This is a genomic window from Nocardiopsis valliformis DSM 45023, assembly GCF_000340985.1.
GTDB lineage: Bacteria > Actinomycetota > Actinomycetes > Streptosporangiales > Streptosporangiaceae > Nocardiopsis > Nocardiopsis exhalans.
In genome coordinates this window covers 246,828-266,773 of record NZ_ANAZ01000004.1, presented here as the reverse complement: position 1 = coordinate 266,773, position 19,946 = coordinate 246,828, and the positions used below count along the sequence as shown (strand labels likewise).

The window sequence follows — 19,946 nt, the reverse complement described above, 5'->3', positions numbered from 1 at the left end:
TCCGAGCGACTGGACGACCACTCGCCTACTCTTCGACGCCCCCGACCGGGAGCACGATGCCCTGCCAGCGCTCCTCCATGAAGTCACGCACCTCCTGGCTGTGCAGGAGGTCGTTGAGGCGGACGATGTCCTCGGCGTCCACGTCCTCCGAACGCACGACCAGGCCGTTGGCGTACGGGTTGTCCTCGGTCTCCTCCCAGGCCAGGGCGTTGGCGGTCTCGGGCAGGTCCGCTTCCAGGGCGTAGTTGCCGTTGACCACGGCCGCATCCACGTCCTGGAGTGAGCGCGGCAGCTGGGCCGCTTCCACCGGGGTGATGGTGATGTCGAGCGGATTGTCCTCGATGTCGGACTCCGAGGCCTGCCCGTCCGTACCCTCGGCCAGGGTGATCACGTCGTGGGCTTCGAGCAACCGCAGCGCGCGGTCCATGTTCGAGGAGTCGTTGGGCACCGCGATGTCCGCGCCCTCGGACAGGTCGTCCAGGTCCTCGACGCTCTCGGAGTACACGCCGAAGGCCTCCAGGTGCACGTCGGCCACGTAGGCCAGGTCCGCGCCCTGGTTGCCCGCCAGGTACTCCTCCAGGAACGGCACCGTCTGGTAGTAGTTCGCGTCCAGCTCACCCTCGGTCAGGGCCGCGTTGGGCTGGTTGTAGTCGGTGTACTCGACCACCTCGATGGCCAGGCCCGCGTCGGCCGCGAGCTCGTCGTTGACGAACTCCAGGATCTCGGCGTGCGGCATCGGGGTGGCGCCGACTCGCAGCGTCGCGACGCCCTCGCCACCGCCGCCGTTGTCGTCGGCGGCCCGTTCGCTGGCGCTTCCGCAGCCCGCGAGCAGGACCGCCGTGGCACCGGCCACGGCGACCCCCCGCAGCACGTTCGTTCCTGTCATCGCTGTCTCCTTGCCGTTCGTTCCGGACAACTCTGGAAGTGGGGGGAAGGGGATGGCAATACATGGGGGGCGGGGTGGTGGCCGGGGCGCTGACCCCGGCCGGGGTCAGCGCCGGGACAGCCTGCGCACGAGCAGGTCACCCAGGCTCTGCGCGACCTGGACGATGATGATCAGCAGGATCACGGTCGCCCACAGGTAGTGGTCGTCGAAGCGCTGGTAGCCCTGGCGGATGGCCAGGTCGCCCAGACCTCCGCCACCGATGGCACCGGCCATCGCCGAGTAGGAGATCAGCGTGACCACGGTCATCACCAGACCGGCGATCAGACCGGCCATGGCCTCGGGCAGCATCACCTTGCCAACGATCGTGAACTTGCGGGTGCCCATGGCGTGCGCGGCCTCGATCACCTCGCGGTCGACCTCGCGCAGGGCGGTCTCCACCAGGCGGGCGAAGAACGGGATGGCGCCGATGCTCAGCGGCACGATCGCGGCCGTGGGGCCCAGGGTCGTGCCCACCAGGAAGCGGGTCAGCGTCAGCACCGCCACCATCAGGACGATGAAGGGCAGTGAGCGGCCGATGTTGACGATCGCGCTGAGCACGGCGCGCACGACCGGGGCCGGGATGAGGCCGCCCTTGTCCGTGGCGACCAGCAGTACGCCCAGGGGCAGGCCGAACAGCACGCTGAAGACCGTCGCCCACCACACCATGTAGATGGTGTCCTGGGTACTGATCCACAGGTTGGGCCACATGGCCGGCCAGGCCGCGATGAAGTCGGTGATGGCGGTGAGCGCGTTGCCGTCCTGCGCGAGAACGAGTGCGTCCGCGGGGTTGATGATCACTTTCCGGCCTCCTCGACCAGCAGGCCGTGCTCGGACAGGTAGGTGAGCGCCGCACGGCGGTGCTCGCCGCGCATGTCGACGCTGAGTCGGCCCACGGACTGGCCCGCCACCTGTTCCACACCGCCGCCGAGGATGTTCACGTCCACGTCGAAGCGGCGGGTGAGCTCGGACATGAACGGCTCGTCGAAGGAGCGCGGGTAGGTGATGATCACGCTCTCGGGTCCGCCGTTGTCCGGCAGCGGGAAGAGCGAGCGGGCCAGCAGGGAGCCGGGGGTGCCGATGAGGTCCAGCACGCGGCCGGACTCGCGGAACTCACCGTTCTCCATGATCGCCGCGGAGTCGCAGATCCGCTTGATCACGTCCATCTCGTGGGTGATCAGCAGGATGGTCAAGCCCAGTTCGTCGCGCAGGCGGCGCAGCAGGGCCAGGATCGATTCGGTGGTGGCCGGATCCAGCGCCGAGGTGGCCTCGTCGCTCAACAGCACCTGGGGGTTGGAGGCCAGGGCGCGGGCGATGCCCACGCGCTGCTTCTGTCCGCCGGAGAGTTGGGAGGGGTAGGCGCGCGCCTTGTCCTCCAGGCCGACCAGCTCCAGGAGTTCGCTCACCCGGGCGGCCCGCTTGGCGCGGGAGACCCCGGCGACCTCCAGGGGAAAGCCGACGTTGCCCGCGACCGTGCGCGAGGAGAGCAGGGCGAAGTGCTGGTGCACCATGCCGATTCCCCGACGAGCCGCGCGCAGCCGGGCACCGCGCAGGGAGGTGAGTTCCTCGTCCCCGACGGTCACGGTGCCACTGTCCGGGCGCTCCAAGAGATTCACTGAGCGCAGGAGGGTGCTCTTGCCCGCACCGCTCTGGCCCACGACCCCGAAGATCTCGCCGGACTCGACATGCAGGTCCACCCCGTTCAGGGCGTGCACCTGGCGTTTCTTCAACCTGTAGGTCTTGTGTAGACCCACTGCGTCAATCACGGTTTTCCCATCGACGTCTGGCGGTGGTGTCCCAGCGGCCGCTCTCGGGCAGGGGATGGCTCTGGACTCAGCGTGGGTTTGACGTCCACACCCGAGCGTACGAAGCGCTCACCTGGCGGGCGGCGGCGACGCGCCGGTGTCCGGCGGTCGCGGGGCGCGTGGAGGGCGGCCCTGGGGTGGCTCCGGCGCGTGGCGCCGGGCTCGGCTCGGTGTCAGAGGTGACTAACGGGGCATACGACAGCGACCGCCGGGCAGCGGAACGCACCGCCGGGTGGTGTCCGCCGTGGTGGCGGGGGTCGCTTTGACGTGCTCAGGAGCCTTCACGGAACCAACTCAACCATGATCGGACGGGTCGGTTCGGCAAAATCCCTGACCCTCATATGGTTATTTACAACACATTGGGGCGTTTGCCGGACGTGTGAATCCCCCCGTCCCTCCCGTTGGTCCGTGTGAGTGCCTACACTCATTACCGTCCCGTTACTCTCCCCGGCGTATTCGCGCCGCGGGTGTCGAGGGCCCGACCGTCGAACGGCCGCCGCGCCCCGCCCGGGAAAGACGAGCAGACGCGTCCACAGCGCCCCCGTACCCGCAGGGGGCCGCGCGTGGAGCCGAGGAGCGACCACACCGTGCAGTTTGAGGACCCAGCGCAGTTCGAAGACCCAGCGCAGTTCAATGACACAGCGAAGGCCGGCAGCACAGTGAAGGCCGGGGACGAGTACGCCGACTTCTGGGCGCCCGATCCCCCCGCCCGCACCTGGCGGGAGGCCCTCGCTGACTGTGCCGGGACCCTGCCGCGGGTGTTGCCCGGTCTGGCGCGCCCGGGCCGGAGCCGGGTGGCTGTGGTCTCCCTGTCCCTGCTCGGCGCGACGGCTCTGACACCGCTGCCCGCCTCGGCCGCCCCGGCCCCCGGGTTCCTCCCGCAGGAGCCGGAGAGCATGAGCGACCTCCAGTCGCGCGCTTCAGACCTGACCGACGAGTTCCAGGGCGAGCTGCGCGACATGGAGGCGGTCATCGAGGAGGCCGAACGGGCCGAGAGCCGCGCCGAAGGCACTCGGCAGGACGTGCAGGACGCCCGTGACCAGGTGGTCTCCCTGGCGGTGGCCACCTACACCAGCAGCGGGATCGACCCGTCGATGTCGCTGTTCGTAGAGGCCGAGCCGGACGAGGTCATCGACCGCGCGGTGGTCATCGACTACCTCTCCACCACCAACCAGGAGAAGATCGACCAGCTCGCCCAGGCGCTCTCCCGCGACGAAATCGCACAGGCCAATGCCGAGGAGCTGCTGGCCGAGGCCCAGGAGGACCTGGACGCCCTGGAGGAGCGCCGGACCGAGGTGCACGCCCTGATCGCCGACCACCCGAACCAGCCCATGCAGCCGCACAACAACATCACCCCGCGCACGGAGCAGATGCGCGACCTGGTGATCGAGGAGTTCGGGCGCGGGGACGACGTGGGCGGTGTCGGCTGCTACCGGGCCGAGGGCGGCTGGGTGGTCGGTGAGCACCCCAAGGGCCGTGCCTGCGACTTCATGCTGCACCCGAGCGGGGGTATGCCCACACAGGCCCAGATCGACCGCGGCTGGGCGATCTCCGAATGGGCGATGGAGAACGCTGACACCCTGGGGATCATGTACATCATCTACCGGCAGCAGATCTGGGACGTGCGCCGCGGCGACACCGACTGGCGCCCGATGTCGGACCGGGGAAACCTCACCGAGAACCACTTCGACCACGTGCACATCTCGATGTTCTGACCAGCGGTTCTGACAGGCGGAACGCTCGGATGGCCTCGGTCGAGGCGTCAGTGCGCAGCAGGCAGTTCGGGGCAGCCGCGCGTGCGGTGATCTCGTGCGAGGGTGTCGCGGGCACCTCCCTGCGTGCGAGCGCCCCGGGTATCTGGACGGTGCCATCGAGTCGGGCGAACGGGCCGCCACGAGGTGACCGAGGCGCTGGCCCGCGCAACCACCTGATCTCCGACACCTCATCTTCGACGCCACTGTGGCCACAACCGGTCACGGCTCTCACTCTGCGATCACCGCCCTACACCCGACGCAGTAGCGCACTTCACAGGCAAAGCCTTCATCCGAGCTTTAGGTGACGAAAGACCTTAATGCTGACACCGTCCATTACCTAATACCTGATCAACCTGTCCACGATTCGGTGTCACGATTGAGTCACGTGGAATGTGAGCTCGCGCGCGCTAAGCACGAAACGGTGACGATTCACCCAGTTACCCCCAGTCCCACCTGCCCCTCACACACCAGTCGCGGCTAGGATGCAAGGCGTCCCGACCCCTGGCCTGCGGGGAACCGACCCGCTGGCTCCACACGCGGCGGTCGGCGCCCCGTTTGAACCGGGGACCTTCCTCACGACACGGGGAACTCCTGCCCGCGCCCGCCCGCTCTCGCCCGCGGTAACGGCGTCCGAGGCGGGCCCACCTCCCCCACGATTCCCCGTGCTGTCACCACCCCGGCGATCCGCCGGTGGCCACCACGGGAACTCGTGAGAACCCACAGGCGCAAACGTGCGCCTAAGACAACACGGTCACCACATCACCGGGCGAGGGGAGCCATGAGCGAAAACGGACCTTACAACCAACCACCGCAGAACCCTTACGGTGGCGGGGACGGCACCGGCGGCCAGCCGCCTTACGGCCAGCCGCAGGGAGGCCCTTACGGCGACCCTGGCACCGGCGGCCAGCCCGGCTACGGCCAGGCCCCCTACCCGGGCGGCCCCGGCGTCCCCGGCCAGGACCAGGGCATGTACGCGGGCGGTCAGCCGCCCTACGGAGCCGGTCCCGGCGGCCACGGCGGGTACCCGCCCGCCCAGCCGCCCCAGGGCGGCGGCAGCAAGGCCGGCCTGTGGGTGGTCATCGGCGGCGGCGCGGTCATCATCGTTCTGGTGATCGCCGTGGTCATCATGCTGGTTACCAACGGCAACCGCGGCGAAGGCGAACAGGTCGCGGTCGGTTCCGGCGATGCCTCCGAGGCTGCTGGTGCCCCCGAGGAAGAGCCGGAGTCCACCGAGGAAGAGCCTGAGGAAGAGCCGGCGAACACCGGCGGCGGCGACCTCGGCGATCCGCCGCACGGACTGCCCACCGAGCCCTGCGACGTCTTCACCGAGACGACCCAGTCGGACTTCCACCTCAGCGGTGAGGGCAGAAAGAACGTCTCGGACAACCGGGCGAGCTGCACCGGTTCCTCCAGCCGCGGCGGCGTCCCGGACAACGCCGACGGCACCACCGGCTACCTGGACGTCACCTTCAAGCTGCCCTTCAGCGCCACCGACTCCCCCGAGGCCGCCTCCACGGACATCGAGTACACGCTGGAGAATCTGCGCGGCGATGGCTACAGCGATCGCTACAGCGCCGACGATGTCGAGGAGGACAAGGAGATCGACGGCCTGGGCAGCGAGGCGTACTTCATCACCACCACGATCAACGACTCGCTCGGCAACGAGTTCCCCGAGGCCATGCTGGTCATCCGCCAGGACAACCTCATCATCGAGATCAACTACGAGCTCAGCAACTACAGTGACGGCAACGCTGACTTCGTCATGCCGGACAACGTCGAGGAGAGCATGCTCGACGTCGCCAACGAGGCCTTCAACGTCCTCGCCGCCGGCTAGTGCCACCCGTCGAGGGTACGTAGTACCTGAGGCACCGGAGGGGGCCGCGGCAGTGCCGCGGCCCCCTTTCTCATGCCTGGTGTCGCCGGTGTGGCTCGGGTGTGTGCCTAGCTCAGGTCGGCGCGGACCCGGCGGGCCGCCTCGACCATGTTGCGCAGCGCCTGCTCGGTCTCCTCGTAACCACGGGTCTTCAGACCGCAGTCCGGGTTGGCCCACAGGTTCCCGGCATCGATGTGCGAGGCCGCCAACCTCAGCGAGGCCTCGATCTCCTCGACCGAGGGCACCCGCGGCGAGTGGATGTCGTACACGCCCGGGCCGATCCCCCGCTTGTAGCCGCGCCGGCCCAGGGCCTCCACGAGCTCCATGCGCGAACGGGCCGCCTCGACGCTGGTGACGTCGGCGTCCAGCGCCTCGATGCCGCCGACGATCTGGTTAAACTCCGAATAGCACATGTGCGTGTGGATCGTGGTGGTCGCCGCCACGCCCGAGGTGGCCAGACGGAACGAGTGGACCGCCCAGTCCAGGTACGCCTGACGCTGCTCCTCGCGCAGGGGCAGCAGCTCGCGCAAGGCCGCCTCGTCCACCTGGATGTGGCGGATACCCGCCTTCTCCAGGTCCGCGACCTCGTCGCGCAGGGCCAGACCGACCTGACGGGCGGTCTCCCCGAGCGGCTGGTCGGTACGGACGAACGACCAGGCCAGCATGGTGACCGGACCGGTCAGCATGCCCTTGACCGGCTTGTCCGTGCGCGACTGGGCGTAGGTGATCCACTCGACCGTCATCGGCGCGGGACGCGAGACGTCACCGAACAGGATCGGGGGACGCACGCAGCGCGAACCGTAGGACTGCACCCACCCGTTCTCGGTGGTGGCGTAGCCCTCCAGCTGCTCCGCGAAGTACTGGACCATGTCGTTGCGCTCGGGCTCGCCGTGCACGAGCACGTCCAGGCCGATCTCCTCCTGGAGCGCGATGACGCGGTCGATCTCCGCACGGAGGGTCTGGTTGTACTCCTCCGTGGGCAGCTCGCCCCGACGATGCGCGGCTCGGGCCCGGCGCAGCTCCGGGGTCTGTGGAAACGACCCGATGGTGGTCGTGGTGAGCGTGATGTCCGTGGGCGCGCCGCGGTCCTCGGGGCGCTCGTAGGCGTCCGGGCCCAGGGCGTCCAGGCGGGCGCGCACGCGGGCGTCGGTGAAGGACGGGTTCTGGGTCTTGGCGGCGTCGAACTCGGCGTCCTCGCCCTCGGTCAGGACGCGGCCGAGCAGGGCCACCTCCTTGGCCTTCTGTTTGGCGAAGGCCAGCGCTCCGCGCAGCTCGGGGGCCAGGGAGGTCTCGGCGTCCAGGTCGATGGGCACGTGCAGCAGCGAGCAGGAGGTGCTCACGGTGAGCTCGTCGCTGAGGGCGAGCAGGGTGCCCAGCCCGGCCACGGCGGCGGGCAGGTCGGTGCGCCAGACGTTGCGGCCGTCCACCAAGCCCGCGACCAGGCGAGTGGAGCCGAGGCCGGAGACCGCGGTGAGGTCCGCGACACCCTCGGAGTCGGTGACCAGGTCCAGGCCCACAGCCTCCACCGGGGAGTCCTTGAGCACGCGCAGGGCGGCGGCGCCGATGGATCCGAAGTAGGTGGAGACCAGGAGGGAGGGGCGCTCGGTGAGGGACCCCAGGCGCTGGTAGACGCGCTCGAGCCGGCCGACGGCGGCGCGGCCCTCGTCGGTGGCCAGGATCGGCTCGTCGAGCTGGACCTCGGTGGCACCAGCGGCCTTGAGGTCGCCTAGGAGCTTGGCGTAGGCGTCCAGGAGCTGGTCGAGCAGCTCGATGGGCTCCCAGCCCTCGGGGGCATCGTCAGCGGCCTTGGCCAGCAGGAGGAAGGTCAGCGGGCCGACCAGCACGGGACGGGTCTGGAAACCGGCCTCGGCGGCCTCGCGGAACTCGGCAACGGGCTTGTCACCGACCAGGCGCGGGCGGGTGCTCGGGGAGAGCTCGGGGACGAGGTAGTGGTAGTTGGTGTCGAACCACTTGGTCATCTCCAACGGAGTGGCCCCCTGCACCCCGCGGGCGAGGGCGAAGTAGCGGCGCAGCTGCTCGTCCCGGTCCTCGGCCTGGGCCGGGGAGGTGAAGCGGGAGGGCACGAGGTCGAACAGGACCGCCGTGTCCAGCACGTGGTCGTAGTAGGAGAAGGTGTTGGACGGCAGGTCGTCCACACCGGCCTCGCGCAGCTGAGCGTAGACGCCCTTGCGGAGCTCGGCGGCGACGGCGTCGAGCTCGGCGGCGGTGGTGCCGCCCTTCCAGTAGGACTCACTGGCGCGCTTGAGTTCGCGGTCGGGGCCGATGCGCGGGTAACCGTGCACGGTGGACCGCACGGACGGCCGGACGGCCGGGGTCGTAGGCATGAAGAGCTTCTCTCCCTCGTCGAAAGCCGGGTACCGGCCGCGAGGCGAGCGAGGGCGCGGGCATGCCGGGGAGCGCCGGTTCGGCGCACGGCTGTGCCCGCCCTCGGCCCTCCCTCGGGGCGCGGGACCACCGGCGGCACGGGTGCACCGCCGGGTGGAGGCAGGTCTTCGGACTCGTGGGCGCTTCCGGCGTGGCCGCCGGGTCTCCTACCGGTCACCGCTTCCCAGTTCCCGACTTTTCCGGTCGGATCACCAGTGCTTATGGCGACAGTCGTTCCCACTCACCGCTGCGGGGCAGTCCCGGATTCGCACCGGGTTCCCTCTTTCGACACGCACCTCCCGCCCTGAAGGGCTTCCAGGGTCGAAATGGTGGAGCGTGTACCTTCCACGCCTGCAAGTATAGGGAGCACCCCCTCCGCCCCTGAACCCGGCGTGGCCCCCGCCCGCACGAAGCGAACCTCCGCCGTGTGCTCGGCATCACACCCGACATCAGCGTTACGTGGGAGAGCGCGCCCCCGCCTCCCCCGCGAACGTTCGTCTGACGATGAACGTGGAGAACCCCAGGTGAAGCAGCAGAACCCTCAGACCCTGGCCCCCGACCGGCCCTTCCTCACGGTCGCGATCGCGATGGTCGTCCTGCTGGGGCTGGTGCTGTCGGCCGCCCGACCACCCGGTCTGCTGCCGGACAGCGCCAGCGCCGACAGTTCCGCCGAGCAGTCCGCGGCGGACGAGGAACGGCTTCCGGCCACCGGTGAACCCGACCGCCTGACGACCGTCGCCCCCGACGCCCTCCCCGGGATCGAGGAGGCAAGAATCGCTTTCGAGGGCGACAGTGACACCGACGTCGCCTACCCGGTCATCCCCAACGCCACCCCGCTGTCGGACTTCCTGGACCGCACCCTGACCGCCCAGGTACAGGCCTTCGAGGCAGCCAACCCCGGAGCTCGTTCGTTCGTCGGCGAGTGGGGGCTGACCGCCGCGCAGGAGGGGATCGTGGGGGTCCGGCTGACCAGTGAGGAGACCGACTCCGAGGAGACCCGCGAGGGCCACAGCACCTACTGGTACGAGACCGGCGACGGTACGGTCCACGGCTCCAGCCACCTGATCGCCGGGCAGTCCGAGCTCACCGAACTCAACGACCGGGTGCGCGAGGCCGTGTCGGACACCGACGCCGTGCCGTCCGCGCTGCACCCGATCAGCTCCCTCTACGACTCCGTGGGCTTCAACCCCGACGGCGACCTCGTGGTGGAGTTCGACTCCGGCCAGGTCGCCCCGGCCTCGGCGGGCCGGATCCACGCGGTGATCCCCCGGGAGGAGGCCGAGGCCCTGCTGTCCGAATTCGGACTGCGCGTACGCGAGGCCGCGACCACCGGCGTCAACGAGTTCACCATCGACCGGGCCCCCGAGGCGGACAAGGACGGCTCGAGCGCGGCCGCCCCCGGCGTGCTGCCCCCGCGTGACGACTCCGTCGACTGCGCCGACCCCGACACCAAGTGCGTGGCCCTGACCTACGACGACGGCCCCGGCGGGCGCACCCCCGAACTGCTGGACGCCCTGGCCGAACACGACGCCAAGGCCACCTTCTTCGTGACCGGGTACCCGATCATGGAGCAACCGTGGGTATTGCGGCGCACCTACGCCGAAGGCCACGAGCTGGCCAACCACACGCTCAGCCACCCCAACCTGACCGAGATCGGGGCAGGTGCGGCCCGCGCCAACATGGAGGCCACCCAGGCCCTGGTGTACCGGGAAACCGGCTACACGATGGATCTGATGCGCCCGCCCTACGGCGCCACCAACGACAAGGTCGCCGAGATCACCGCGGAGCTCGGGCTGGCGCAGATCCTGTGGAGCGTGGACACCAACGACTGGAAGGACCGCAAGGCCGACGTGGTGCGTAAGCGCGCGCTGGACGGCGCGGCCGACGGCGCCATCATCCTGATGCACGACATCCACTCCACCACCATCGACGCGTCCATCGGCATCATCCGTGAACTGGACGAACGCGGGTACACCATGGTCACGGTGTCGCAACTGCTGGGCACCACGGAGCCCGGCGGAACCTACGTCGACGGCGTCCCCGAACCCCCTGTGACAGAAGAAGAGGAAGGCACGGAGGAGACCTCCGAGGAAGGTGCTTCGGACGACTTGGGGTAACCCCGGGACATTCCCGTCCCGGGGCGGTGTCCACATGTGGACACTGCCCCGGGACCAGGGACGTCGTCCCCTATGTTGCTCCCAGCAGCCGTGTGAGCACCTGCCCTAGGGACGAGGGAGTCGGGTTTTGTCGTCGAGGAGAATCGAACCGGACCGAACCGCTCCCCGGCCGTGTGCGGGCCGCCACCCGTTCTGGTCCGGGGCGGTGGCCGTGGCGCTGCTCCTGCCCCTGGCCGCCTGTGAGAACGAGATCGTGGGCGGGGGCGACCCCGAAGAGCTCACCATGCTGGTGGACGAGGTCGAGGACGGTTTCGGTGAGTGGCGCGGGGACGCCGGGGACTTCACCGGCCACCACTACGAGCCGGAGGGGGCGGAGGTCAGCGTCGCCTACCCGGAGTTCGAGGGGGCCGAGGCGTTCTCTGAGGCCCTTGCCGCGCAGGTGGACCAGGAGGTCCAGGACTTCCGGGCCGGGACCCGCGACCCGGTGAGCCTGGAGATCAGCTGGGAGCTGGTCGCCGCCGGGGACGGTGTACTGGGTGTGCGGCTGCTCCGCACCGAACTGGACATGCACGGTCTGCGTGAGGGCTACTCGACCTACTGGTACGACGCCCGGGCGGGCGCCGCGGCCTACTCCACCGAGCTACTGGCCGGGCAGGAGGAACTGACCGAGCTCAACACGATCGCGCGCGAGGAGCTGGCCGACGACGAGCAGGTGGACCCGGAGGCACTGTGGCCGGTGCAGCGGACCTACGACTCGATCGGCTTCAACGACGCGGGTGACCTGGTCGTGGAGTTCAGCGACGGGCACCTGTCACCGATCGTCGAGGGGCACGTCCCGGACAGCGAGCCCGGACGCAAGACCGTGGTGGTCGAGCACGAGCGGGCCCAGACGCTGCTGTCGGACCTGGGCACGCGGGCCCGGGAGGCAGCCATGGTGGACCAGCCCGACCTGGAACTACCCGAGACTGAGGCGGACGAGGACGCGGAGGACCCCGGTCCGGTGCCGGGGGTGATCACCGCCGGGGAGCCCGGGGTGAACTGCTACGACGGCGAGACCAAGTGCGTGGCGCTCACCTTCGACGACGGTCCGGTCGAGGCCACCCCGCACCTGCTGGACATCCTGGCCGAGGAGGAGGTGACGGCCTCGTTCTACCTCAACGGCGGCCCGGCCCTGACCCGGCCGAGCGTGCTGCGGCGGGCCTACGCTGAGGGCCACGAGATCGCCAGTCACGGTGACGAGCACGAGCACATGAACAGGATGAAGGCCGACGAGCTGTCCCGGCAGACCGCGGCGGTGAGCGCGATGATCCGCAGGCAGACCGGGTACACCGTGGACCTCTTCCGGCCGCCGTTCGGCGCCACCAACGACGACGTGCACGACGAGGTCGAGGCCCAGGAGATGGCCGAGATCGCGTGGACGATCGACAGCCAGGACTGGGAGAGCATCAGTCCTGACGAGATCGTGGACAACGTCATCTCCCGGATGGACCCGGGCGCGGTGGTACTGCTGCACGACCCCCAGCCCGCCACGCTCGCCGCGGTCCCGGAGATCATCGAGCAGCTGAAGGACGATGACTACGTGTTCGTGACCACCACCCAGGCGCTCGGCGGCCCCGAGCCGGGCCGGGTCTACCCGGACGGCTGGGACGGCGACTGGTAAGGGGCGGCGACCTGGACACGCAAGGGCGGCCGGTGGGAAGTCTCCGCACCGGCCGCCTTCTCGTTCCCGGATCGGCTAGCTGGCCTCGGAGGGCTCCTGGACCACCTTCAGCGCCGGGGCCGGGGCGTCGGAGCCCACGGCCTCCTGGATCGACCGGTAACCGGCGGCGCGCACCAGCCTGGCCAGGCCGCGGTGGATCCGGCGCGGCCACAACGGACCGCCGTAGATCAGTCCGGTGTAGCCCTGGACCAGGGTGGCGCCGGCGCGGATCCGGGCCCAGGCGTCCTCGGGGGTCTCGATCCCGCCGACCGCGACCAGGGTCACCCGGTCACCCACCTTGGCGCGCAGACGGCGCAGGACCTCCAGCGAACGCTCCTTGAGCGGGGCGCCCGACAGGCCGCCGGCACCGGCCTCCTCGACCTCGACATCGGGGGTGTCCAGCCCGGCGCGGGAGATCGTGGTGTTGGTGGCGATGATCCCGTCCAGGCCCTCGGCCAGCGCGAGGTCGGCGACGGCGTCCACGTCCTCGTCGGCCAGGTCCGGGGCGATCTTCACCAGTAGCGGCAGCTCGGGGCGGCCCGCCTCGGCGAGGGACTCGCGGACCGCGGTGACCAGCGGCAGCAGCTGCTCCACTCCCTGGAGGTTGCGCAGGCCCGGGGTGTTGGGCGAGCTGACGTTGATGACCATGTAGTCGGCGTAGGGTGCCAGCCGCAGGGCGCTGAGCGCGTAGTCGGCGGGCGCCTCGGCCTCGGGGGTCACCTTGGTCTTGCCGATGTTGATCCCCACCAGCGGGCCCTTGCGCTGGTGGTGCAGGCGTTCGGCGACCAGCGCCGAACCCTCGTTGTTGAAGCCCATCCGGTTGACGATGGCGCGGTCGGCCACCAGCCGGAACAGGCGCGGCTTGGGGTTTCCGGGCTGGGGGTGGGCGGTGACGGTACCCACCTCCACGTAGCCGAAGCCCAGGGCGGCCAGACCGCGCGGGCTCTCAGCGTTCTTGTCGAAACCGGCGGCCATGCCCAGCGGGCCGGGGAACTCTCGGCCCAGGGCCTGCACGGTGAGCTCGGGCTCACTCGGTCCCAGGACCCGCTCCATGGTCTCGGCCACACCGGGTACGGCGGTCACGCCGCGCAGGGCGGCGAAGCTCAGCTTGTGGACCTTCTCCGCGTCCATGTGGCGCAGGACCGAGCTGAAGAGGACTTGGTAGAACACGGTCATCCGTTTCCGTCTCCCTCGCGTTCGGCGAGAAAGCGTTCGAGTTCCGCGCCGAGCTCGTCGGCGGTGGGCAGGCCCGCGGCGTCGTCGGACAGCGGGGCGGGGCCGCCGCCCTCCTCCGAGCGCGAGGACATGATGTCGTCGTACTGACGTTCCAGGTTGGCGACCACGCGCTGGATCTCCTCGGAGGCCGCGACCTGCTCGGCAATCTCCACGTCCGTGGCGGCGGCGATCTCCTCCATCTTCTCCGTAGCCACGGCCAGGCCGGTCGCCCCGGCCACGTACTCCACGGCGGCGATAGCCGCCCGCGGGTAGGTGGACTGGCCCAGGTAGCTAGGCACGTGGATGGCGTAGCCGAGGAAGTCGTGACCGCTCTCGCCCAGGCGGAACTCCAGCAGCGAGACCGCGCTCCCGGGCACCTCGACCCGGCCGATCCATGGGGTGTGCCCCGCGACCAACTCGGGCCGGGTGGAGTGCGGCGTGACCGTGACCGGCCGAGTATGCGGGACCGCCATGGGGATGCCGTTGGCGCTGATGGACAGCGAGACGGAGAAGCGCTCGACCAGGCTCGTGGCCGCCGCAACGAAGGCCTCCCACTCGCGGTCCGGCTCCGGGCCGTGCAGGAGGAGGAAGGGACTGCCCTCGTCGTCGTGCATCCGGTACAGGGCCAGCTTGGGCGGGGTGTACTCGGTCCAGGTGTTCTCGACGAAGGTCATCGGCGGCCTGCGGTCGCGGTAGTCCACCAGGCGATCGGTGTCGAAGGTCGCGATCTCCTCGACGGTGAACCGTTCGAACAACGTCTCAGCCATCTGGCGGCCTGCGTTTCCGGCGTCGACGAAGCCGTCCAGACAGACGAGCATCACCAGTCCGGCGACGTCGTCGAAGCCTGGGTGGAGTTCGTACAGATCTGCGGGGTCACGCACCGGGTTCTCGTCTCCAAAACTGGTCGGGGTCGCAGGGGGCGCGACACACCCGCTCCGGACTGCCGGAAAGGCCCGATATGCCCCTCGACGGGGTCGCTGTGCCCTGCTTTTCCACAATACCGACCCGGCACGGGTGGGACCGGACCCCCGGCCCCGGAGGTGAGCACGGCCACATCGCTGTCGCGTACGTCAGTGGTCCTCAGCGCTGGCTCATGACGGTGAGGGAGCGCAGGCGGTTGAGGGTGGCGGCGATCTCGTGCCTGCGAGGCAGGGCGTAGTCCCCGCCGAAGTCCCCGCCGAAGAGGGTCACCCCCTTCTCGTCCAGCGCCTCCTCCAGAGAGTCCAGCGCCTCAGCCAGGGTCCGGGTCCCGTCGAGGTGCCGCCCCCGGACCAGCGCACGCAGGGCCAACCCGGCCCCGGTGATCTGCCCCGGGTCCACGAACTGCTCCACCGAGCGGACGTCGATGTCGCTCTCGCCGAAGACCAGCACGTCCATGTCGCGGCGTTTGAGCCTGCTGCGCCCCTTGGCGGTGTTCTCGTCCACCGAGCGGGGATCGATCACGCGGGCCCTGGGCAGGGTGAACTCGGCGTCCTCGCGCTCATGTGCCAGGGCCCGGGCGCGTTCGGTGACGTCGTGCGGGTGGTAGGCGTCCAGCATGATCACCTGGTCGGCGACGTCGAAGTAGTCGCCGCTGCCGCCCATCACCAGGACCGTGGAGACCCGTTGCTCGCGGTGCAGGGGGCGCACCAGGTCGACGAACGGCACCAGTGGCTCCCGGTCGCCGTGCACCAGGGCCTGCATGCGCTCGTCGCGGATCATCAGGTTGGTGGCGGTGGAGTCCTCGTCCACCAGCAGGGTGCGCGCCCCGGCCTCCACCGCCTCACAGATGTTGGCCGCCTGCGAGGTGGAACCGGAGGCGTTCTCGGTACGGAAGTCGCTGGTATCGGCCCCGGTGGGGAGGTTGCGCACGAAAGGGCTGACGTCGACGCGCTCCACGCCCCTACCCTCCTCAGCACGGATCTTGACCGCGTCCTGCCTGGTCACCACGAGTTCACGGCCGTCGCCGGGCACGTGGTCGTACACCCCCCGTTCCAGGGCGTGCAGCAGGGTGGACTTGCCGTGGAAGCCACCGCCGACAATGAGGGTGATGCCCTCGGGCACTCCCATACCGGTGACCGTGCCCTGGTGCGGCAGGTCGACGCTCACCCGCAGGCTCTCCGGGGAGGCGAAGGGCACCACGCCCCGCCCGGCCATGGGCTCGTCACTCACCCCGCTGCGCCGGGGCAGGACCGCCCCGTCCGCCACGAAGGCGACCAGGTCCCGCTCGACCAGGCCCGCGCGCAGCGCGACAGTGTCGACCACACTGTCGGCGAAGGCCTCGGCCTCCTCCCGGTCGATCTCGTCCCAGTCGAGGTCGTCGATCAGCTCGGGGACGGTACGGCACAGCTCCCGCTCGGCGGTGCGGCCGTCGATCCGGCGACCCTGCCCGGGCAGGTCCAGCCCGATCCGCAGGTCCAGCGCCCCCTCCTCGGTGACCTGGCAGGAGGAGCGGGCGATAACCTCCTGGCCGCCGGTGTCGATCTTGAGCAGGGAACCCTTGAGCAGCCGCCGGGCGCGTCGGCCCAGGTAGTCGGCGGTCGCCCGGCGCCGGACAGGGTCCGCGTAAGCGCTGTCCGGGATCCCGGCGTCCGGCCGCAGGAGGCGGATGCGCGAGGGCGGGGCGAAGGGGTCGGCCTGGACCCGCTGCACGGTGAGGGTGAAGTCGCCGAAATCCCAGTCGCCCTTGAGCGCCTTGTAACGCCCGTAGGAGGCGCCGTGCATCTTCAGGAGCTCCTCGGACAGGTGCGCCTCGTCGCGTTTGCCGCGGATGGGTTCGGGCTCGGGCCTGCGGCCGCCACCAGCGCCCCGGCCCCCGCCGCCGTAACGGCGTCCCTGGCCACCGTTCCCCCGCTGCCCCGTCATCGATACCCCCGAATCGTTTGAACGTCACTGCACGCCCAGGTTAGGACTTCTGCGCGAATCCCGCTCAGGCCCTGTGGACGAGTGTGTCTCCCCAGTTCAGCACGGGTCAGGGGCAGGAGCTTCGGGAAGGACGTCGGTGAGAATGGCCTCGAACTCGTCGGCGCTCGGCTTGGTCTCCCCCAGCAGGGTGTGGAGCAGGACGCCGTCGATCACCGCGGTCACCACGCGCGCGGACCGGGTCGTCGGTGTAACAGCGCGCGAACGCCCCCACGGCGGCGAGCCAGGCGTCCGTGGACTCGCGCAGGTGGGGGCGGCGCACGGCGAGGAGGAAGAGTTCATACTCGGCGAGCAGGCGGCCCGGTTCGGCCGCGACCCTGGCCAGGAGCTCGGCGAGGTCGCGGCGGCGGTCACCGCCGCCGGACAGGCGGCGCATCCGCTCGGAGTCCTCGTCCATCACCCTGGTCAGGGCGGCGGTCAGCAGGTCGCCGAGCCCGGTGAAGTAGTCCGTGGTGGCGGAGGTGGGCAGGCCCGCCTCCTGGGAGACCGTACGGTGGCTGACCCCGGCCACCCCGTCGCGTTCGATGACGCGCAGGGTGGCCTCGATCAGGGGTTTGCGGCGCAGTTCGCCCTTGGCGCGGCGGCCGTCCGTCTGGTTCAGGTCTCCTCCTCCAGTCCTGCTGTGGCCCTAACGGAACCGGCCTCCTCTTCCCGGGGGAGCCCCCAGCGCAAGGGCGGGTGACGTACGACATTCAGCGGCCCGCCGGGAAAGTCCTTTGCCCGGGGCGTCCTCGGGGCACTACGTTTCGGAGAGCCCCCTCTGTCGAGGAGTCCGCTCATGAGCACGGTCCTGTTCGCCCCGGAGACGTTCAACCTCGCCGAGACCACGCGCGCGATCGAGGTCGCCCGACAGCTGAGGAACCGACACGAGTGCGTGTTCGCCGGGTATTCGGAGCGGTACGCGGGACTGGTCGAGGAGGCGGGGTTCGAGTACCACCCGCTCTTTCCGGAGCTCACCGACGCCCAGGCCGATCAGCTGATCCGCTTCGACCAGGGGCGGAGCGTGAGCCACCCGTTCACCGAGGAGCTCGTGCGGGCCCGGGTGGAGAGCGAGCTCGAACTCAATACCCTGCTGCGCCCGGCGGCGACCGTCATCGGCACCACGCTCAGCCAACTGATCAGCGCGCGGGTCAGCGGGGTTCCACTGGTCTATGTGAAACCGTTCGCCTACTCATGGCCGCACCTGCGCCAGGCGCGTTCCATCCCGCTGTTCAAGAGGGCCGGCTGCCTGAGCGGAGTGGTCAACACCGGGGCGGCGCTGCTGTTGCGCGAGGCCGCCCGGTACACCACGTTCAAACCGCGCGGCTTCGCCAGGGTCGCCCGCGAGTACGGGGTGGTGCTGCCCCGTCGGACCGTCGAGGCCCTGGACGGCGACCTCAACCTGGTCGCCTCGATCTCCGGTTACCTGCGGCCCTATCGGCTCCCGCCGAACTACCGCTGGGTGGGGCCGGTCTACGCCCGCCTGGACCAGGAGATTCCGGCCACGGTGTTCCGCCTGGTCAAGAAGGCTAGGAAGGCGGACCGACAGGTGGTCTACTGCGCGATGGGCAGCTCCGCCAACCGGGAGATCGTCCTGCGCGTGCTGCACGAACTCTCCCGGCTGCCCGTCACTGTGATCGCCCCGGTCGCCCGATATCTGGAGCCCGGGGATCAGCTGGGCCCCCACGTGCACGTGTTCGACCTCCTGCCCGCGCACAAACTCGGCGACCTCATCGACGCCTCCGTCATCCACGGCGGCGAGGGCACCGTCCAGACCGCCGTGGCCTCAGGCAAGCCCTTCCTCGGCATCGGCCTCCAACTGGAGCAGCGCTGGAACGTCGCCGACTGCGCCGCATTCGGCAACGCGGTGGGGCTCTCCCCCAACCAGGCCCAGGGGGAACGCCTGCGCCGCGCCCTGGAGACGCTCCTCCACGACCCCCTGCTCCGCACCCGCGCCGTCGAACTCCAAAAACGCCTCGCCGACATCGACGGAGCAAGGAACGCCGCCGACCACATCCACTCCCTGATCGCCCCCTCCTGACCCCGTGCCACAACCCCGACCAAGCGTCCCGAATACTGCCGGTCGACGGACAAACAACAGCGAGGACGCCAGGTTCCCCAGCCCTGCGCCGAGCGGCGGGAAACGGGGCAAACGCACACAAAACGCGGAGTCCGGGGGGAGCCCGGCACCTTCGCTGCCGCTGTTCCGGTGGCACGCTTGACCAGCCGCGTCATGCGGGGCGTTGCCTGCCTTGGGGGAGGACAGGGGCCTCGCTGCTGTTTGCTTTCGGGCATGCCGAAGCGGGCGGGAACGAAGCTTCCCCATGTATCGAGAATGCGGACTCACCCCGATCCACCACACGCCGCACCTCCCCGCCCTGTGGATAACTGCCCTGGCTCTGAGGCGGGTGTCCTGCGCCGGGTTGTCGGGGCTCGGAAAACGGGTGGAGGCGGGCCGTGCCGGGGAGCTTGAATGGGGATTCGGAGGTGAGGCCGGTGCGGCCGAGTATGGGTGATCCCCTGCGGGCCTGTTCTGGGTGTGTGGGGCCCGAGTACAGCGGGGCGCCGGACTGTGCGCGGTGCCGGGCACTGGTGGACGCGATCCTGGAAGCGGAGTGGGGCGCGTTCCTCGCACGGCAGGCGCTGGCGGACGAGCCCGAGGTGGCCGAGTTGGTCGTCGAGGAGCCGGACAGCCACGACTGGCGGGTCGTGGACGCGGCGCTGGACCGGGTGGTGTGTTGGGAGTGCGGTGGGCCGCTGAGTCGCGGACCGGTGGGATGCGGTGCCTGCGACCTGGCGAACGGGTTCAGGTATGCGGCGGTGGAGACGGACCGGCCGGGCGCCAGGCCGGGGAACGAGCACGCGGTTCGGGTGAGCGTCTCGGTGGTGCGCCGCCCGCAGGGGATCTCCGAAAAGGAAGTGCTGGTCCGGCGGCTCTTCCTGCCGAAGCTGTTGTCCGGCGACCTGCCGAGCACTGGTCAGGCGCAGGCGGCGAAGGACCGCATCAACCGGATGAGCGTTGCCGAGATCGAGGCGCTGTTTCCCCTGATACTGCGCAACCCGGGTGCGGAGATCCTCTGAGAGCGCTCGTGCCCTGTACGCCCGGGCCTCTGGGGCCGGGCCGGGTACGGGGTTCGCGGCCCGACCTCCAGAGGACGTCGGTCAGGCAGGAGGGGGCCTACGCCGACCGGCGGGGCGGACTCGGCCCGTCCGGAAACAAGGGGCGCCCCGGTCAGGCCGTGTCCCGACACCTCCTCGGAGGGGGTGGGGGGTGTCGTGGAACCATTCTTACCGGA

14 protein-coding genes and 1 riboswitch are annotated in these 19,946 nt (G+C 70.0%); of the genes, 6 read left to right on the top strand and 8 right to left on the bottom strand.

Translation table 11 applies throughout. The features are described from left to right. Positions 1-25 precede the first annotated feature (25 nt). The 3 genes from D457_RS0105790 to D457_RS0105780 form a co-directional block, all read right to left on the bottom strand. Positions 26-886 carry a MetQ/NlpA family ABC transporter substrate-binding protein gene (locus D457_RS0105790; RefSeq protein WP_017579700.1) on the bottom strand — a complete coding sequence of 287 codons (861 nt, stop codon included), beginning with the start codon at positions 884-886 and terminating at the stop codon, positions 26-28. Positions 887-991: 105 nt separating this feature from the next. Beyond that, entirely contained in the window at positions 992-1,723 is a 732-nt protein-coding gene (locus D457_RS0105785; RefSeq protein WP_017579699.1) for a methionine ABC transporter permease, read from the bottom strand. Further along, a complete protein-coding gene (locus D457_RS0105780; RefSeq protein WP_017579698.1) occupies positions 1,720-2,676 on the bottom strand; it encodes a methionine ABC transporter ATP-binding protein in 957 nt (318 codons plus the stop codon). The genes D457_RS0105785 and D457_RS0105780 overlap by 4 nt, the downstream gene beginning before the upstream one ends. A 710-nt stretch (positions 2,677-3,386) precedes the next feature. Here D457_RS0105780 and D457_RS0105775 point away from each other — a divergent pair. Continuing rightward, entirely contained in the window at positions 3,387-4,442 is a 1,056-nt protein-coding gene (locus D457_RS0105775; RefSeq protein WP_017579697.1) for a coiled-coil domain-containing protein, read from the top strand. A gap of 817 nt (positions 4,443-5,259) precedes the next feature. Next, the gene (locus D457_RS0105770; protein ID WP_017579696.1) at positions 5,260-6,315 is read left to right on the top strand and encodes a hypothetical protein; all 1,056 of its coding nucleotides are present in this window, start codon (positions 5,260-5,262) and stop codon (positions 6,313-6,315) included. A 107-nt stretch (positions 6,316-6,422) separates the two neighbouring features. On the opposite strand, the gene metE is transcribed toward D457_RS0105770, so the two are convergent. Beyond that, entirely contained in the window at positions 6,423-8,699 is a 2,277-nt protein-coding gene (gene metE, locus D457_RS0105765) for a 5-methyltetrahydropteroyltriglutamate--homocysteine S-methyltransferase (RefSeq protein ID WP_017579695.1), read from the bottom strand. A gap of 142 nt (positions 8,700-8,841) precedes the next feature. Then, positions 8,842-9,054, bottom strand: a riboswitch (cobalamin riboswitch). A 209-nt stretch (positions 9,055-9,263) separates the two neighbouring features. Between metE and D457_RS0105760 the strand changes: the two genes are divergently transcribed. Both D457_RS0105760 and D457_RS0105755 read left to right on the top strand, forming a co-directional pair. After that, positions 9,264-10,856, top strand: coding sequence for a polysaccharide deacetylase family protein (locus tag D457_RS0105760; protein WP_017579694.1), 1,593 nt, complete (start codon positions 9,264-9,266; stop codon positions 10,854-10,856). A gap of 127 nt (positions 10,857-10,983) precedes the next feature. Further along, positions 10,984-12,516 carry a polysaccharide deacetylase family protein gene (locus D457_RS0105755; protein ID WP_026116371.1) on the top strand — a complete coding sequence of 511 codons (1,533 nt, stop codon included), beginning with the start codon at positions 10,984-10,986 and terminating at the stop codon, positions 12,514-12,516. Positions 12,517-12,591: 75 nt separating this feature from the next. Here the strand turns inward: D457_RS0105755 and D457_RS0105750 are convergent, their stop codons facing one another. The 4 genes from D457_RS0105750 to D457_RS35620 all read right to left on the bottom strand — a co-directional run bounded on the left by D457_RS0105750 (position 12,592) and on the right by D457_RS35620 (position 17,182). After that, on the bottom strand, positions 12,592-13,731 hold the full coding sequence (locus D457_RS0105750; protein WP_017579692.1) for a quinone-dependent dihydroorotate dehydrogenase: 1,140 nt from the start codon (positions 13,729-13,731) through the stop codon (positions 12,592-12,594). Beyond that, positions 13,728-14,651, bottom strand: coding sequence for a proteasome assembly chaperone family protein (locus D457_RS0105745; protein WP_017579691.1), 924 nt, complete (start codon positions 14,649-14,651; stop codon positions 13,728-13,730). The genes D457_RS0105750 and D457_RS0105745 overlap by 4 nt, the downstream gene beginning before the upstream one ends. 199 nt (positions 14,652-14,850) lie before the next feature. Beyond that, entirely contained in the window at positions 14,851-16,614 is a 1,764-nt protein-coding gene (locus D457_RS0105740) for an ABC-ATPase domain-containing protein (protein ID WP_017579690.1), read from the bottom strand. Positions 16,615-16,720: 106 nt separating this feature from the next. Further along, on the bottom strand, positions 16,721-17,182 hold the full coding sequence (locus D457_RS35620; RefSeq protein WP_394297031.1) for a TetR/AcrR family transcriptional regulator: 462 nt from the start codon (positions 17,180-17,182) through the stop codon (positions 16,721-16,723). 267 nt (positions 17,183-17,449) lie between these two features. On the opposite strand from D457_RS35620, the gene D457_RS0105725 reads away from it, so the two are divergent. Next, positions 17,450-18,691, top strand: a complete 1,242-nt coding sequence (locus D457_RS0105725; RefSeq protein WP_017579687.1) for a glycosyltransferase — start codon at positions 17,450-17,452, stop codon at positions 18,689-18,691. Positions 18,692-19,242: 551 nt separating this feature from the next. After that, on the top strand, positions 19,243-19,731 hold the full coding sequence (locus D457_RS0105720; RefSeq protein WP_017579686.1) for a hypothetical protein: 489 nt from the start codon (positions 19,243-19,245) through the stop codon (positions 19,729-19,731). Positions 19,732-19,946: the final 215 nt, after the last annotated feature.

Excerpts from the sequence above, each read along its gene's own strand:
- D457_RS0105790 (WP_017579700.1), bottom strand. The coding sequence starts at position 886 with ATGACAGGAACGAACGTGCTGCGGGGGGTCGCCGTGGCCGGTGCCACG.
- D457_RS0105740 (WP_017579690.1), bottom strand. The coding sequence starts at position 16,614 with ATGACGGGGCAGCGGGGGAACGGTGGCCAGGGACGCCGTTACGGCGGC.
- metE (WP_017579695.1), bottom strand. The coding sequence starts at position 8,699 with ATGCCTACGACCCCGGCCGTCCGGCCGTCCGTGCGGTCCACCGTGCAC.
- D457_RS0105770 (WP_017579696.1), top strand. The coding sequence starts at position 5,260 with ATGAGCGAAAACGGACCTTACAACCAACCACCGCAGAACCCTTACGGT.
- D457_RS0105750 (WP_017579692.1), bottom strand. The coding sequence starts at position 13,731 with ATGACCGTGTTCTACCAAGTCCTCTTCAGCTCGGTCCTGCGCCACATG.
- D457_RS0105725 (WP_017579687.1), top strand. The coding sequence starts at position 17,450 with ATGAGCACGGTCCTGTTCGCCCCGGAGACGTTCAACCTCGCCGAGACC.